We start from the raw sequence: 16,162 nt of genomic DNA, 5'->3' as shown, positions 1-16,162 counted from the left end.
TGGAAACGACGCGGTTCAAGATGCAGGCGAGACGCCTGCGATCCCAGGAAACCCTTGTCGCAGTTTGAATATCGCATGTCCCAGACGCGACAGCGTGGAGAACCCCAGTCGGGCTACCTCGCATTAAGAAGCGTTCTATAGTAATTCGTGCTCCATCCCCTGTGCAGGAACCACACCCTATGTCCGACGGCGATCTCGATCTGAACTCTCTGCCCGATGACGAGCTCGTCGAACAGATGCATGACGACCTCTATGACGGCCTCGCCGACGAGGTTGTCGATGGCGTCGAGATCCTGCTGAAGCGCAGCTGGACCCCTTATGACGTGCTGACCAAGGCGCTGGTCGAGGGCATGCGCATCGTCGGCATCGACTTTCGCGACGGTATCCTGTTCGTGCCGGAAGTGCTGATGTCCGCCAACTCGATGAAGGCCGGCATGAACGTGCTGCGCCCGCTGCTCGCCGAAACCGGCGCGCCGAAGGTCGGCAAGATGGTGATCGGCACCGTCAAGGGCGACATCCACGACATCGGCAAGAACCTCGTCACCATGATGATGGAAGGCGCCGGCTTCGAGGTGATCGACCTCGGCATCAACAATCCGGTCGAGAACTATCTCGAGGCGCTGGAGAAGCACCAGCCGGAAATTCTCGGCATGTCCGCTCTTCTCACCACGACCATGCCCTATATGAAGGTCGTGATCGACACGATGAAGGAAAAGGGCATCCGCTCCGACTATATCGTGCTGGTTGGCGGCGCACCGCTGAACGAGGCCTTCTCGGAAGCCGTCGGCGCCGATGCCTATTGCCGCGACGCTGCCATCGCGGTGGAAACGGCCAAGTCCCTGATCGGCAAGCGCCAGGGCATGGCCAGCGCATGATGGAGGGGCGGTCTCCGACCGCCCATGTCTCCCCGGCGCCGGTTCTTGGAGAAGACGATGACCGACGCTTCGGCCTCGAGCCCCCGCAAGACGCTGGTGATCGCCTGCGGGGCGCTGGCGCGCGAATTCCTGGCCGTGAAAGAGGCCAATGGCTGGGATCACATCGAGATCACCTGCCTGCCGGCGATCTGGCACAATTACCCCCAGAAGATTCCGGATGGTGTGCGTCGCAAGATCCGTGCGAACCGCGCCAAATATGACGAGATCCTCGTGCTCTACGGGGATTGCGGCTCGGGCGGCATGCTCGACGAGGTGCTGAAGGAAGAGGGCGTCGAGCGCATCGACGGCCCGCATTGCTATTCCTTCTTCGCGGGCGCCGAGGTGTTCGACAAGATGCAGGACGAGGAGATCGGCACCTTCTATCTCACCGACTTCCTGGTGCGTCATTTCGACCGCTTCGTCATCAAGGGCCTCAAGCTCGACAAGCACCCCCAGCTCCTGCCGATCTATTTCGGCAACTACAAGCGCGTGATGTATCTGGTCCAGGTGCCCGACGAGGCGCTGGAGAAGAAGGCGCGGGCGGCGGCGGCCCGCCTGGGCCTGCCGCTGGAAGTGCATTACACAGGGCTTGCGGGGATAGAGCCGTTCCTCGGGTCTCACAAGGAAATAGCCTGAAAGCGCAGTGGCTGGGACCGCGGACGTCCTCGTCCGCTCTTTCTCTATCGTAAAACGCACTGTTTCCAAGATGCGGACGAGGACGTCCGCGGTCCCAGGCACTGCGTTTCCTGCGCGATTTCTGTCATGCCTATTTGGGGGTACCGCTTCCTTGCCTTTTGCTGTAAGGCAGCCCGCCAATTCCCTTTCCCTCTTCCAGGTATGACGACGTGAGCACGAACGCCCTTTCTTCCTATCTCTCCGGCCTTCGCTGGCGCTATGTGCTGGCCCATGCGGTGATCGTCGCCGCGGCGAACTGGGCGGTGCAATATGTCGTGCCCGGCACGGCCGATTTCCTCACCTGGGGCGCCTTCGTGTTCCCCTTCGCCTTCTTCGTCACCGATCTGTGCAACCGCCGCCATGGCGTTGAGATGACCCGCAGGGTGGTGCTGGCCTCCTTCGTCATCGCGGTGATCGTTTCCTTCGTCGCGGCCGATCCGCGCATCGCCATCGCCAGCGGCATCGCCTTCATTTCCGGCCAACTTGTGGATGCCCAGGTTTTCAACCGCTTCCGCAAGCATGTCTGGTGGGTGCCGCCGTCCATCTCGAACATCCTGGCTTCGACGGTGGACAGCACGTTGTTCTGGGTGCTCGCCTTCGCCGGCACGGATGTGCCCTGGGTGTCGCTGGGCCTGGCCGACTACGCCATCAAGATCGCCATGGTGTTCCTGGTGATGCCCGTCTACGGCTACCTGGTGTTCAGGGATCGGATGGCGACGGCCTGACGCTGGGAGCGCGGACGTCCTCGTCCGCTCTTGAACCGCCGAGTAATAAAGAAAGGGCGCTGACCTTGCCGGTCGCGCCCGTTCTTGTATCTGCGCCGCTTCCAAGAGCGGACGAGGACGTCCGCGCTCCCAGCTTACGGACAGCCCTTCGCGATCGCGTCCAGCGCCTGCGGCAGGCCGTCGAGCGAGTAGCGGTCCGTGGTCTTGTTGCCGCGCTTGGAGGCGCCCTCGAACACGGCGTCCTTGCTCTTGCGCATGGTGCCGACCACCGTGCCTTCCTCGGCGGCGTTCTTCACCCAGGCGTTGGAGCCCTTGGTGTAGAGCGTGAAGGACGAGCGGCCGACCTTGAGGGTGGCGTCGCCCCCGTCCTTCATGGTGAAGCCGGTGATCATGCTGATCTCGTTGCGCACGCCTTCGCCCGGCCGCCGGGTGATGAAGAGGGTGGCCGGATCGCGCTTCAGCTTGGCAGGCTTGCGGTCCTTCGGGCTGGAGATGGCAAAGCAGGACTTGCTCTTGCCGCTGCCGTTCTGGAAGGCCTGCCAGTCGCCGAACTGGCCGAGAGCGGCGGGCTGCTGGCCCGCAGCCGGCGCGGCCGGGGCAGGCGCCTCCGGCTTCGGTTTGCGGGGGGCAGCCAGGGCCGAACCGGACAAAGCGACGGCGGTGGCGATGAGCGCGATGCGGAGGAGGGGAGACATCATGCTGGCTCGATCGATCCGAATGAGAGGGCAGAAAGCGGTGGCGTCCGATCTTCCTGAATCGGCCGCCTCACGCGACTGCGACGAAAGACAGGGATTCCGGCGAAAGTTCGACCGGAATGGGATTCAACCTAATCCCTCGCGATGAGCAAATAGTTAAATCTGATCGTTTTGCACTCACGTTGCCGGCCCACCCGCCCCGCGTCCTGCAACCAGCCAGTACACCGTGCCCGCCACCACACCTATGGCGAGAAGGCCGAGCATGGCATGGTAGAGCAGCGCGATGGTGAGGATGCTGAGGCTCATCGCCATCGGCGCCAGCACGAAGGCGAGCGCCATGCCGACGGCATAGAACATCCAGCCCGAACGGCCCATGGCCTCGCCGATCACCGCGACCAGGGCGATCGGGGCCAGCCAGATCGCCAGCGCCGCCATGAAGCCCTGCCTGATCATCTCGCCGATATCGCCGATGCGCTCGCCGGCCAGCACATCCGCCAGCGTGCGCAGGCCGATCGCCTCGGCGAAGGAGGCGAGGTCCTGGCCGAAATCATGGTTGGCGAGACCCATCACACCGAAGATGAGCGCGGCAACTGCGGCGAGAAACGCGGCGAAAATCACCAGGACGATGCGATCGAGGAAGCCGATCACGCGCGGCGGACGATAGGGAGCGGGGGGAGAAGACATTCCGCAGAGTATAGCGGGGCTCGCAGAAGCGCAAACGCCCCTGGGACCGCAGGCTTCCAGCCTGCTCTTGGAAGCGATACGCCCGCAGGAAGGGACAAAGGCAGGCTGGAAGCCTGCGATCCCAGGGCGCCTAGTCCTCCGCCCCATGCGCGTAGAAGGCTTCCACCGCCAGCTTCTTCATGGCATCCGCTTCGATCGCCAGCCTTTCCTTCGCCCGCATCTTTTGGCTCTCGCTCTTGAGCTGGCCGCAGGCGGCGAGGATGTCGCGGCCGCGCGGGGTGCGGATGGGCGAGGCGTAGCCGGCGTTGAACACCACGTCCGAGAAGGCCTCGATCTGCTCCCAGTCCGAGCATTCGTAGAAGGTGCCGGGCCAGGGATTGAAGGGGATCAGATTGATCTTGGCCGGAATGCCCTTGAGCAGCTTGACCAGCGCCCTCGCCTCGGCCAGACTGTCATTCACGCCCTTCAGCATCACATATTCGAAGGTGATGCGGCGGGCGTTGGACAGGCCCGCATAGTTGCGGCAGGCGTCGAGCAGGTCGGCGATCGGGTATTTCTTGTTCAGCGGCACCAGTTCGTTGCGCAGATTGTCGTTGGTGGCGTGCAGCGAGATGGCGAGCGCCGGGTTGATGCCCTCGCCCAGCGGGCCGAGCATCGGCACCACGCCGGACGTGGAGAGCGTGATGCGCCGGCGCGACAGGCACAGGCCATCCTGGTCCGACATCACCTTCAGCGCGGCGGTGACGTTGTCGTAGTTGTAGAGCGGCTCGCCCATGCCCATCAGCACGACATTGGAGACGAAGCGTCCCCCATCGACAGGCACGATGGCGCCCTCGGGCGGTTCCTGGCCCGGCCAATCGCCGAGGCGGTCGCGCGCCACCAGGAGCTGCGCCACGATCTCGGCCGAGGTGAGGTTGCGCACCAGCTTCTGCGTGCCGGTGTGGCAGAAGGAGCAGCTGAGCGTGCAGCCGACCTGGGAGGAGACGCACAGCGTGCCGCGGCTCTCGTCCGGGATATAGACGGTCTCGATCTCCGCGCCCTTGTCGGCCGGGCCGGACGAGGGCATGCGCATCAGCCATTTGCGCGTGCCGTCGGCCGAGATCTGCTCGGCGATGATCTCCGGGCGGTCCAGCGTGTAGTGCTCGGCGAGCAGGGCGCGCAGATGCTTGGAGACGTTGGTCATGGCGTCGAAGGAAGCGGCGCCGCGCACATAGAGCCAGTGATGGAGCTGCGCTACGCGCATCTTCGCTTCGGACGCCGGCACGCCCACGGCGGTGAGCGCCTGCGCGAGCTGCGCACGGTCCATCCCGGCGAGGGAGGGCTTTGAAATGGGCGTAACGGCAGCGAGCGCGAGACTCGCCGCCGGCTCGATCGAAAGGGCCGACATGTGGAAATCCTGATGTTGGCCGGGGCTATAGCATAAAGAAGGCTTGCTCGGGAAGCGCAGTGGCTGGGACCGCGGACGTCCTCGTCCGCCTCTTCCTTTCCCGCATGCTCGGCGCTTCCAAGAGGCGGACGGGGACGTCCGCGGTCCCAGCCACTGCGCTTCCCGAGCGAACATGCCCGTGCACCCGGGAAGCAAAAACGGCGCGGGTGTTGCCACCCGCGCCGTAAGACTCAAGATACGCACGTTACGCTTACGCAGCCTCTGACTTTGCTTCCGTGGAGACCGAGGCGATGGTCTTCAGCACCTGGGAGGCGATCTGGTATGGGTCGCCCTGGGAGTTCGGGCGGCGGTCTTCCAGGTAGCCCTTGTAGTCGTTGCGCACGAAGGAGTGCGGCACGCGGATGGAGGCGCCGCGGTCGGCCACGCCATAGGAGAACTTGTTCCACGGCGCGGTCTCATGCTTGCCGGTCAGGCGCATGTGGTTGTCGGGGCCGTAGACGGCGATGTGGTCTTCGATATTCGTCTCGAAGGCGCCCATCAGCGCTTCGAAATAGGCCTTTCCGCCGACTTCGCGCATGAACTTCGTCGAGAAGTTGCAATGCATGCCCGAGCCGTTCCAGTCGGTGTCGCCGAGCGGCTTGCAGTGCCATTCGATGTCGATGCCGTACTTCTCGGTCAGGCGCTGCAGCAGGTAGCGGGCCATCCAGACCTCGTCGGCGGCCTTCTTGGAGCCCTTGCCGAAAATCTGGAATTCCCACTGGCCCTTGGCGACTTCCGCGTTGATGCCTTCGTGGTTGATGCCGGCCTCGAGGCAGAGCTCCAGGTGCTCTTCCACGATCTGGCGGGCGACGTCGCCGACATTCTTGTAGCCGACGCCGGTATAATAGGGGCCCTGCGGGGCGGGATAGCCATGCTCGGGGAAGCCGAGCGGACGGCCGTCCTTGTAGAAGAAATATTCCTGCTCGAAGCCGAACCAGGCGCCATCATCGTCGAGGATGGTGGCGCGGGCATTCGATGCGTGCGGGGTGACGCCGTCGGGCATCATCACTTCGCACATCACCAGGGCGCCGTTCTTGCGGGCGGGATCGGGATAGACGGCTACGGGCTTCAGCACGCAATCGGAGCTGCGGCCTTCAGCCTGATTGGTCGAGGAGCCATCGAAACCCCACAGCGGGAGTTCTTCCAGCGACGGGAAGTGATCGAATTCCTTGATCTGCGTCTTGCCGCGCAGGTTCGGCACCGGAGTGTAGCCGTCGAGCCAGATATACTCGAGCTTGTACTTCGTCATTCTGGGGTTCTCTCAGTTGAAGCCACGCAACGGGGCCGGTTGTGCCGGACCTCCGAGGGTTGAGAGGGCTTAAGCAGGATGCGTGCCAAAGAACGCGCCGCGGCGCTTTTGCCGCAGGGGGGAGTGTCTTTGGACAGAGGTCCGCAAACGGCGACAAATAAGGCGCGGGCCCTCCCCACGAAGCTGGGGAGGGGCAGGGGTGGGGTGTGGGCGGAGTAAGGCGCGCCCATGAACTACCGAGCGCCACATCTATTCAGCACCGAGCAATTCCCGATATTGCGCTCACGGATGCTTATCGGAATTTCGGGACTTAATGTGTTGAGATCTTTTGGGGCCATTGACTCATGGGCGCGCCCTACTCTGCCCACACCCCACCCCTGCCCCTCCCCAGCTTCGTGGGGAGGGCCCGCGGCTCACTCCTTTCGGTCGATGTATGCAATCCGCAGATGCCAGCCTGGAGGAAATCTCGCGGCTCGCTGTCAATCCGCGCCTCGCTCCAGCCACCCACCAACCTCCCTCGTCACCCCACTCACGCCCAATCCCGCGCCAATTTGTACGCCACTTTGCCCAAAACCGCGCCACCCCCTGACTCCCCTGAGTCAAACCGCCGAAAAACCCGGCAATCCCCGAAATTGCCGCAACGCACCATGCCGGGTAAAAATGCGGAAACTTGTGTGCTCATAATATAGGCAAATACTGCATTAAATCTGGGCAATCTGTATAAATCGAGGGCAAGTTATGCTATGGATTCCTCAAGTTTGGTGCCGCCTCCGGGTTTTGCATCAACGTTCAGGAGACGAGCATGGCCACGAGCACTTATCGGGAGTCTGCCAAGATCTACGCCTTTACCCCGCGTGCGCGGACTGGCGCCATTGTTCACCGCGACGAAACGAGGTCGGTGACGGAGCTGAAGAACGTGCGCCCGCCCGTCGTCGATTACAATTGCTGGTACCACGCCGAGGCGATCCAGGAATTGCCGGATCCGCGCAAGCGCTGAAGTCCGCTCTTGAAAGCCGCGCCATGGACGGGGTGCCGGTCTTCAGACCGGCATGCCCTCGACCTGGGTCGTAAGATGCCGGTCTGAAGACCCGCACACCGGTGCGCCCTATCCTTACGGTCGACTCGTTTCCAAGAGCGGACGGGACGTCCGCGCTCCCAGCGTTCCCCCTTGCCTCCGCCTTCTTCGGCATCGATACTCGCGCCGGTTCGCAACCAGCTGGGCCGCCCGGTGCTTTTCCTGTGCCGGCCTCGGCATAATCCATTGTTTTTACGCACCACCTGCGCCAAAAGGGCAGCACCTTTCGGTGTGGTGTTCCAGGGAGAGAAGAAGATGGCCGACGCGAATATGACGTCACAGATGACCAGCAAGGGCGGCTTCATCGCCGCGCTCGACCAGAGCGGCGGCTCGACGCCCGGCGCGCTGCGTCTCTATGGCATCGCCGACAGCACCTATAGCGGCGATGAGGCGATGTTCCGCCTGATGCACGAGATGCGCGTGCGCATCATGACGGCCCCAGCCTTCTCGGGCGACAAGGTGATCGGTGCCATCCTGTTCGAGCGCACCATGGACGGCGACGCGAACGGCAAGCCCGTGCCCACCTACCTGTGGGAAGAGCGCGGCGTGGTGCCCTTCCTCAAGGTCGACAAGGGCCTTGCCGCCGAGGAGAACGGCGTGCAGGTGATGAAGCCGATGCCGGAGCTCGACACGCTCCTCGCCCGCGCCGTGAAGAAGGGCGTCTACGGCACCAAGATGCGCTCGGTGATCGGCCAGGCCAACCCGGCCGGCATCGCCGCCGTGGTGAACCAGCAGTTCGAGATCGGCAAGCAGATCCTCGGCCACGGCCTGATGCCGATCATCGAGCCGGAAGTCTCGATCAAGAGCGCCGACAAGCAGGCTTCCGAGGCCATCCTGCGCGACGAGATCACCAAGCACCTCGACGCCCTGCCCGCCGGCACCAAGGTGATGCTCAAGCTCACCATCCCCACCGTCCCCGATTTCTACAAGCCGCTGGTCGACCACAAGGCGGTGGAACGCGTCGTCGCCCTCTCGGGCGGCTACACGCGCGCGGACGCCTGCGAGAAGCTCAGCCACAACCACGGCATGATCGCCTCCTTCTCGCGCGCCCTGACGGAAGACCTGCGCGTGAGCATGAGCGACGCGGATTTCGATGCGAGCCTCGGGAAGACGATCGGCGAGATCTACAAGGCGAGCGTGGACAAGGTCTAATACCAACCAGCGTTGTGGTTGACTCTTCGCGGGTCCCTGTCATCCCCGGCGAGGCCATAGGCCGAGGGAAGGGATCCAGGGGCTCAGAGGACTCCGACCTTCAACCCCTGGATCCCCTTCCCTCGCTTCCCTCGCCGGGGATGACATGAATGGGTCGGCCTCACGGCGGGTTGGTATAAGCCCACGAAACTAGCCATTATGGCGCGGGTGCTTCGGCATCCGCGCCTTTTTTGTGCCGACGGTCATGACGTGTGACAGTTGAAGTCTTGGCAAACGCCAATCCCCAAACCCATCGATATGAGAAATAGCCAGGCAGCCGCGTTCTCACGCCCTCCCGGGCTGAGTCATGCGGCAGGCGCGGTTCCGGTGACGGCGGCTTTCCGCAGGAAAGCCGTGTCGTGGTAGGTGGTGCATGGCAGGCTTGTTGGGGAAAGCCGCCGTCACCTTCGTCCGGCGGGTCGCCCCGCACCGGTTGCAGCACGCCAACAAGACGCATGCCGAACCGGCCTCTTCCTGTCAGGGCCAACCACGCGCCAAGGCACAGCCTCGGCTCGTCGGCCCGGCCCTTGCCGGAAAGGAAGCCATCGCCCCTCTGGCCCTATGGAGATCACGTCGCTCTCCTGGCCTTGGTGACGATGCTGGATGACGCAGGCTCCCAGGCCAACCCGCAGCCAGGCGGGAATGGTCCGGATGAACACTGCGCCTCACCCACGAAGCGTCGAAAGCAGGGCCAAGTGTGACTTGGGTCGCGGTGACTTGCATCACTGTGACTTGCATCACCTTGAGTGTCCGGCCCGGAACGGCCGGCATCTCCCCGCTTGCACGGACGCATCTGCGGCGCAAGGATCATGTCCCAAGGACCATGTCACATGGCGTCGTGAGCGGTCCTTCCGCTTCTCGTCAAGCCCCATGTCCGGCCCGGTCAGCCCAACGGGCTTTCGCCCATGGACCAGCCCGAAGCCGCCGGACGATGTCGCCGCCCGTAATCCATCCCGCGAGGTTCCATTCTCGCGAGGAAGCCGGACCACAGGCAGCGCGGCTGGCAAGGCCGCAGGACATCGGGGTGGGTGGAAGGGGTGCGGATACCGGTCATGATCCGGAATTACAAGCCACGCCGGCCTTCCCTCCTGCGAGGAGTACAGCAGAGAGCGGGGATTTATGTCAACATTAGTTCTTTATATGTTTTCATGCTCATGGGAGTGCGGGGGACAATTCAGAAGTCAAAGGCACGCGAGACAGCGCCAGACGGCAGTGGAACGCGTCGTCCCCCTCTTGGGCGACTGCATGCGCGCGGACGCCAGCCAGAAGCTCAGACACAACCGCGGCATGATCGCCTCATTCGCGCGCGCTCTCGGAAGATGAGGCCGTGAGCATGAGTGACGCGGAGTTTCAAAGCCGCCTCGGAAAAACGATTGGGAAGATCCATAAGGCGAGCGTGGAGAAGGTTCGACCGTAAGGGATTACGAGAGGGGGCGGCGGTTTCCGACTGCGAATAATCTAGCGGCAATGGAAGCTGCTCTTAAACGCTCAAGGCGTTGGATTTTCTTCTAAAAGCGGCGCACAGGCTGTTACCTTCACTAAGCTAGCGGCCTAGACGGATTCTCTATTTTAGCGTATGGAGAGCGGTGGAGGCGGAGGGAGTCGAACCCTAGGGGAGACCCTGCAACTGGTTCCCTAGCACCGGCTTATAACCGCCCCCACGCAGCTTGAAAGAGACTGCCGATTCAGGGCCACGACCTTTCCATTCTAGGGAGCCAGGTCGTGGCCCTTTCTATTTTTCCTCGCCCTGCGCGCCGATCAGCTAAGCGCCAAGGCTCTCGGCCCTCCTAGTCATATCCAACCCTTTCCGCGTCAATCGCTGCCATATCAATGGACGAGTCGCGACGCCCCGTCAAGTTATTCGCTGCTATCCGCGAACGATAATCACGCAAATCTTGATTTAGTTCGCGATTAAATGTAGAAGGAGCGCGAATAGGAGGCGCGTCATGACAATCAAATTGCGCAGTCCCCGCTACCCCATTATTGGGCTGCGGGAAGCTATCGAGAAGGCAGCTCTCGTTTATAAATCGGACTTCAGAAACAAGATTCCTAAGGATCTTGTTGCAACCCACATAGGATACTCCTCCCTAAATGGAAAATCTCTGGGGATAATTTCCGCGCTAACAAAGTATGGGCTTCTTGAGGGATCTCGTGAATCAATGTGGGTAACTGATAGATTGATTGATATTGCTGAGCGAGAGCTTGGAGATCCCGAACGAGTTACTGCGATCAAGGACGCCGCGCTTGCTCCAGAGCCGTTTGTTGACATAGCAAAGCAGTTTCCTGAAAAAGCGAGTGACGCTGCTATCCGCTCTTTCTTAATAACCAAACGCCAATATTTGCCAGATTCGGCCGAACGCCTAATTCGATCATATCGCGAGACGCAAGGGGTTGTTGAAGAGGAGACTGGGGGGTATGATTCTTCCGGTAAAAAGGAGGGTCTGCCTCAAGTGCAAACGACACAGGACACACATCCGGCTGCGACCGTGCGGGAAGCTCCGCCGGTCGTCGCCCAGTCTGGCGGTGTCTCAAGTCGAGTTGCCATCGACGGCAACGAGAGGGAGTGGATACGAGGACCGCTTTCGCGAGGAAGCAGCTACCGGCTTATTGTCTCTGGAGACCTCGGCCCGAAGGAGATTGGCAAATTGATCAAACTTCTCCAGGCTCAGAAGGCCGTTCTAGACGACGATGACGACGAAGAGAGGGCCGATCCAGAGTGATAGCAACGAACCCGGCCTAGCGCCGGGTTTCCTTTTATCCTTTTGGTGAGTTTGCTAGCTGATGCCGGAGATGCATCAATAATAAAATCCCGGCCCCCACACCATCCCCAATTGCAGATTGGACTCCTGGTTCAGCTCCGCGGCCAGCACCTGTTCCTGTGCGACGTTCTGCTGGATCCTGAGCGCCTGGTATTGCTGGTAGGCCGCCTCGTTGCCGACATAGACGCATTGGCAGCCCGCGGCGTCGGCGTAGATGTAGTAGTTGGTGCTGCCCTTGGTCACGATGAACATCCTGTTCTGGGGCAGGGCCTGCGCCTTGGCGAGCTTGGCCGGCGTGTTGGCCTGGTTGCGCACGAATTGGGCCGCCGAGAGGCGGGCTTCCTTCTCGTCAACCTTCTCGGCGGTGATTGCCGCGCAGGATGAAACCGTGATCGCCAGGGCGATGGCGAGAGATATCGTCGGTAGCCGCATTGAAATCGAGCCCCCCAATGACCGATGCCTGTTTGTATTCTTTGACCAATGAATTAGGTCATACAAATCGGCGAGGCGTCAAGCTCCCGTATAGTCAAGTCGAGGGCCGCCGGCGGAATTGAGACTTGCTGTAAGGCGGGAGCCGTATCTTTCCGCTTTTGATGAAGCTGATGATGAAGATCGAAGGTTGCTGCCAGCGGAGGTGGTTTCTGCTGTCTTGGTGAGCCGGGGTGCTCGTCGCCCCCGGCTCCCTGTCCTGCAAGCCTGAACCGGCTCAGGCGTAAGCCTGCGCGGTGGATGGCCGGAACTTGATGACGGCGGCGAGGCCCAGCAGCACGAAGATGAGCAGCGTGATGCCCTGGGTGATGGGGAAGGCCGTTGGGGCCGAGGGCTGCAGCACGCCGACCTTGCCGAAGGTCTGGGCGATGGCGACGAAGAACAGGAGATAGAGGCTGATCACCATGCCGCCGGCATAGATCCAGCGCCACAGGGCGCCCTCAAGCACCTTGGTCCGGGCGAAGAGCACCGCCGCCAGGATGACCAGTGCGACGATGGCGACGATGATGGCGGGCATGGTGTCGTGGCCCGCATCCGCGGCGTGCAGCGGCAGGGTGAAGCTGCTGACGCTGGTGAGGATGGCGGTGATCAGGAACAGCCAGATCGAAGTCGAATTCACGCGCGAGCGGAAGATGTCCATGATCGCGGGCACCCCGACGAGGATGCCGGCGACGCTGATCAGGGTGTGGATGATGGTAAGGGTAATCGTAGCAGTGCTCATGGCCGGTCCCTCGGGCTGTGGCGTCGATGGGGCGATGGCTCATGTCGGGAAAAGATGACGCCTGGGCAAGACGCACGACGGGTATTGTCCGGCGCCAAGGCTCCGGATCGCCCCTCACTGCGATGATCGCCCCCGCGACATCGATATCCGCAAGTAGAGCCGTCGGTCTTTTACTGAGCCTGTTCTCGGCGAAGCCGAGTCGGGAACAGTCTGGAACGACTATAAAACCGTCCTGCGACTTTGTTCAAACGAAATGAGGGGATGAGTAGAAGGCGCGCGGCGAGCCTCCCCCACGAAGCTGGGGGAGGTGGCCGAACGAAGTGAGGTCGGAGGGGGTGTGGCCCGGATAAGGCGCATGAAACTGAAACCCAGAACCGCGCTTCCTGCGCTCTATTCTGACTACACCCCCTCCGTCATTGCTTCGCAATGACACCTCCCCCAGCTTCGTGGGGGAGGCTCGCGTCGCATTCCCTGCCTCACTCCTTGCCGGAATCCCGCCATGCCCGCTCGAAGGGCAACCGCCAGGCATGCGGGGCAATCAGCTGGTGGATCGACTTCGGGCCCCAGCCGCCCTGGTCGTACAGCCGCACGGGCGGCGGGTTTTCGAGGAGGGGGCTTGAGACCTCCCACAGGCGCTCGATGCCCTCGGCGGTGGTGAACAGCGTGTGGTCGCCGCGCATGGCGTCGAGGATCAGGCGCTCATAGGCTTCCAGCACCTCGCCGAGCAGGTTGGTTTCGCTCATGGCGAACTGCAGGCTGAGCTTGTCGAGGCGGAAGCCCGGGCCGGGGCGCTTGCCATAGAAGGAGAGCGAGACCTTGGAGGCGTCGGCGAGGTCGAAGGTGAGATGGTCGGGGCCCTGCGCGCCCACGCCCGAGCCGGCGGGGAACATGCTCTTGGGCGGCTCGCGGAAAGCGATGGAGATGATGCGCTGGCCCTCGGCCAGGCGCTTGCCGGTGCGCAGGAAGAAGGGCACGCCGGCCCAGCGCCAGTTGTCGATGGCGCATTTGAGGGCGATGAAGGTCTCGGTGTCGCTTTCGGGATCGACGCCCGGCTCGGAGCGGTAGCCGATATACTGGCCGCGCACCACGTCGCGCGGCTCGATCGGCAGCATGGAGCGGAACACCTTGTTCTTCTCCTCCGAGATCGGCACCGGCTCCAGGGCGGTGGGCGGCTCCATCGCCATGAAGGCGAGGATCTGGAAGAGATGGGTCACCACCATGTCTCTGTAAGCACCGGTGGTCTCGTAGAAGGCGGCGCGGGTCGATAGCCCCAGCGTCTCCGGCACGTCGATCTGCACGTGGTCGATGAAGTTGCGGTTCCAGATCGGCTCGAACAGGCCGTTGGCGAAGCGGAAGGCCAGGATGTTCTGCGCCGGCTCCTTGCCGAGGAAGTGGTCGATGCGGAAGATCTGCTTTTCGGAAAACACCTCGTGCAGCTTCGTGTTCAGCGCTACCGCGCTTTCAAGATCGACGCCGAAGGGCTTTTCCATGATGATGCGGCAGCGCTCCACCAGTCCGGCCTGGGCGAGGAGCTGCACGGCGGAGAGCGCGGCGTTCGGCGGCACGGAAAGGTAGTGCACGCGGCGGGATTCGGTGCCCAGCGCCGCCTCGGCGCGGTCGACCGCCTCCTTCAGCACGCCGGCGCCGGCGGCCAGCGGCACATAGTCGAGCGAGGCGGCGAAGGACTCCCAGTCGGCCTGCGTGAACTTGCGGCTGGAGAACTTGTCGAGGGCCTCGCGCGCGATGGCGCGGAAGCCGTCCGCGTCGATCTCGTCGAGTGAGACGCCGATGATGCGGCAGCCGGGAATGAAGCCCGCCTTGGTGAGGTGGAACAGGCCCGGCAGCAGCTTGCGGCGGGAAAGGTCGCCCGTAGCGCCGAAGAGCACGACGACCTGGGGAAAGCCGGGTCCGACCCGCGTGGAATTTTTCAGCAAAATACCCGTCCTCAAGTCTTCTGTTGCGCCCTGCGGCAGAGGCTGAGCCACGCCAGGCTTCTTCAGCCGCCGGGCGGCGGATTTCTTGCCTGGAACGGTCACATGCGAGCCCCACGCCGGATTACGAGGCGATAGGTGCATGGATGGCAGTCGTGATCAAGAGGGAGCGCAAAAAAGTGAGGGGTGGATAGTTAAGGGGAAGGGTTGGGGCAATTGGGTGAAGCCACATCCGTCATCCCGGACGCGGTGCAGCACGCAGTGATGCAGCGCGTCCGGGATGACAACTTGCACTTCACGCGGCCGGTTCGCCGTCCCGGGGCGCGGGCATGCGCCTCGCCCCGCACCCCTTAGGGAACGGCGGACACCAGTAGGAAGACGGCAAATATCACCACGTGGATCGCGCCCTGCAGGACCGTCGTCCGCCCCGTGCCCAGGGTCAGCGTGCCCACGAACAGGGTGAGGGTCAGCAGCGTCATGTTTGCCGGCGAAATTCCGAGCACCAGGTTCTGGTTGAGCGTCAACGAGACGATGGCAACGGTCGGTATGGTCAGCCCGATGCTGGCTATCGCCGATCCAAGGGCCAGGTTGATGCTGTTCTGCAGCTGATTTTTGACCGCCGACTTCGCAGCGGCAATGCCCTCCGGCAGCAGGACGATTGCGGCAATGACCACACCCACGAAAGCGTGCGGCAGGCCGGCTGCTGCGATACCCATATCCAGGGGGTAGGACAGGACCTTCGCTAGCAGCACGACGGCAACAAGCGAAACCAGCAGGAGCCCAAGGCAGATCACCGCCTCCCGGTCACTTGGCTTTTCCGACGAAAGTTCGGCATCCTCGCTTTCCGGGCCGTCGGAAACCGGAGCATCCAGGAAGTAGGCGCGATGCTTGACGGTCTGGACGAAAACGAAGACCCCCCAGAGCACGAGCGAGGCAGCGCCGACGACGATGATTTGCGCCGCGGAGAAGGACGGGCCCGATACCGTAAGCGTGAAGTTCGGCAGGATCAGCGTGAGGGCTGCGAGCGTGCCGAGCACGGCAAGGGCCGAAGCCGCGCCCTGCAGCTGGAACCTCTGCTCGAAATGCCGGCTTCCGCCCATGAGCAGGCAAGCGCCGATCACGCCGTTGAGGACGATCATCACGGCGGCAAAGACGGTATCCCGGGCCACCGTTTCGCTGCCCTTGGCGCCGGAGAGCATGATGGAGACGATCAGGGCGACCTCGATCACTGTCACCGCGATGGCCAGGAGGATGGAGCCGAAAGGTTCGCCCAGCTTCAGCGCCAGCACCTCCGCATGGTGCACGGCGGCAAAGACCGCCGCTCCCAGGAGCACGCCCGCCAGGACAAGCACCCACACGGCGTCCGGCGGCACGAGATTCGCGAATTTGAGGGCCAGCAGCACAACGGCCAGAAGGGGCGCGATCCATGTCCAGGCGGGCAGGGAAGCGTGAGCGTGGCCCGACATGATCGACCTTTCTCCTGAGGGTTCAGACCCGCGAACCAGCACAGCGCCCATTCCTGGACGCAGTCGGACCGACTCGCGGCATCCTATCCTCGCAGCTATCCGGGGCGCTAGGGCAAAGCAACTTCCGTCTGAACCGGCCGGCGAATATGCAGAGGTCATTCC

General features: G+C 62.8%; 14 protein-coding genes. 6 read left to right on the top strand and 8 right to left on the bottom strand.

The genetic code is table 11. The annotated features are described in order from the left end of the window. Positions 1 to 179 precede the first annotated feature (179 nt). From ACMDCR_RS28565 to ACMDCR_RS28555, 3 genes are all read left to right on the top strand, one after another. Positions 180 to 875, top strand: a complete 696-nt coding sequence (locus ACMDCR_RS28565; protein ID WP_413989849.1) for a corrinoid protein — start codon at positions 180 to 182, stop codon at positions 873 to 875. Positions 876 to 920: 45 nt separating this feature from the next. Further along, positions 921 to 1,550: a DUF1638 domain-containing protein gene (locus ACMDCR_RS28560; protein WP_413989848.1), complete on the top strand. Its 630-nt coding sequence runs from the start codon at positions 921 to 923 to the stop codon at positions 1,548 to 1,550. A 209-nt stretch (positions 1,551 to 1,759) separates the two neighbouring features. Continuing rightward, complete coding sequence (locus tag ACMDCR_RS28555) at positions 1,760 to 2,314, top strand: VUT family protein (RefSeq protein ID WP_413989847.1); 555 nt, start codon at positions 1,760 to 1,762, stop codon at positions 2,312 to 2,314. Positions 2,315 to 2,448: 134 nt separating this feature from the next. Here ACMDCR_RS28555 and ACMDCR_RS28550 read toward each other — a convergent pair whose 3' ends face one another. From ACMDCR_RS28550 to ACMDCR_RS28535, 4 genes are all read right to left on the bottom strand, one after another. After that, positions 2,449 to 3,012, bottom strand: coding sequence for an invasion associated locus B family protein (locus ACMDCR_RS28550; protein WP_413989846.1), 564 nt, complete (start codon positions 3,010 to 3,012; stop codon positions 2,449 to 2,451). Positions 3,013 to 3,186: 174 nt separating this feature from the next. Continuing rightward, entirely contained in the window at positions 3,187 to 3,693 is a 507-nt protein-coding gene (locus ACMDCR_RS28545; protein ID WP_413989845.1) for a hypothetical protein, read from the bottom strand. Positions 3,694 to 3,823: 130 nt separating this feature from the next. Further along, entirely contained in the window at positions 3,824 to 5,080 is a 1,257-nt protein-coding gene (rlmN, locus tag ACMDCR_RS28540) for a 23S rRNA (adenine(2503)-C(2))-methyltransferase RlmN (RefSeq protein WP_413989844.1), read from the bottom strand. Between the two features lie 250 nt (positions 5,081 to 5,330). After that, complete coding sequence (locus ACMDCR_RS28535; RefSeq protein ID WP_413989843.1) at positions 5,331 to 6,368, bottom strand: glutamine synthetase beta-grasp domain-containing protein; 1,038 nt, start codon at positions 6,366 to 6,368, stop codon at positions 5,331 to 5,333. 802 nt (positions 6,369 to 7,170) lie between these two features. On the opposite strand from ACMDCR_RS28535, the gene ACMDCR_RS28530 reads away from it, so the two are divergent. From ACMDCR_RS28530 to ACMDCR_RS28520, 3 genes are all read left to right on the top strand, one after another. Beyond that, the gene (locus ACMDCR_RS28530) at positions 7,171 to 7,365 is read left to right on the top strand and encodes a DUF2735 domain-containing protein (RefSeq protein ID WP_413989842.1); all 195 of its coding nucleotides are present in this window, start codon (positions 7,171 to 7,173) and stop codon (positions 7,363 to 7,365) included. A 333-nt stretch (positions 7,366 to 7,698) separates the two neighbouring features. Beyond that, entirely contained in the window at positions 7,699 to 8,595 is an 897-nt protein-coding gene (locus ACMDCR_RS28525; RefSeq protein WP_413989841.1) for a fructose bisphosphate aldolase, read from the top strand. A 1,985-nt stretch (positions 8,596 to 10,580) separates the two neighbouring features. Continuing rightward, complete coding sequence (locus ACMDCR_RS28520; RefSeq protein ID WP_413989840.1) at positions 10,581 to 11,354, top strand: hypothetical protein; 774 nt, start codon at positions 10,581 to 10,583, stop codon at positions 11,352 to 11,354. A gap of 75 nt (positions 11,355 to 11,429) precedes the next feature. Here the strand turns inward: ACMDCR_RS28520 and ACMDCR_RS28515 are convergent, their stop codons facing one another. The 4 genes from ACMDCR_RS28515 to ACMDCR_RS28500 form a co-directional block, all read right to left on the bottom strand. After that, a complete protein-coding gene (locus tag ACMDCR_RS28515; RefSeq protein ID WP_413989839.1) occupies positions 11,430 to 11,825 on the bottom strand; it encodes a hypothetical protein in 396 nt (131 codons plus the stop codon). A 274-nt stretch (positions 11,826 to 12,099) separates the two neighbouring features. Continuing rightward, entirely contained in the window at positions 12,100 to 12,603 is a 504-nt protein-coding gene (locus tag ACMDCR_RS28510) for a hypothetical protein (RefSeq protein ID WP_413989838.1), read from the bottom strand. Positions 12,604 to 13,079: 476 nt separating this feature from the next. Beyond that, positions 13,080 to 14,540: a glucose-6-phosphate dehydrogenase gene (gene zwf / locus ACMDCR_RS28505; RefSeq protein WP_413993754.1), complete on the bottom strand. Its 1,461-nt coding sequence runs from the start codon at positions 14,538 to 14,540 to the stop codon at positions 13,080 to 13,082. Between the two features lie 344 nt (positions 14,541 to 14,884). After that, positions 14,885 to 16,000: a calcium:proton antiporter gene (locus ACMDCR_RS28500; protein WP_413989837.1), complete on the bottom strand. Its 1,116-nt coding sequence runs from the start codon at positions 15,998 to 16,000 to the stop codon at positions 14,885 to 14,887. Between the last annotated feature and the right edge of the window lie 162 nt (positions 16,001 to 16,162).

This window comes from Labrys okinawensis, assembly GCF_047345005.1.
Lineage (GTDB): Bacteria > Pseudomonadota > Alphaproteobacteria > Rhizobiales > Labraceae > Labrys > Labrys okinawensis.
The sequence above is the reverse complement of the archived record's forward strand: the minus strand, read 5'-3'. Positions and strand labels throughout refer to the sequence as shown.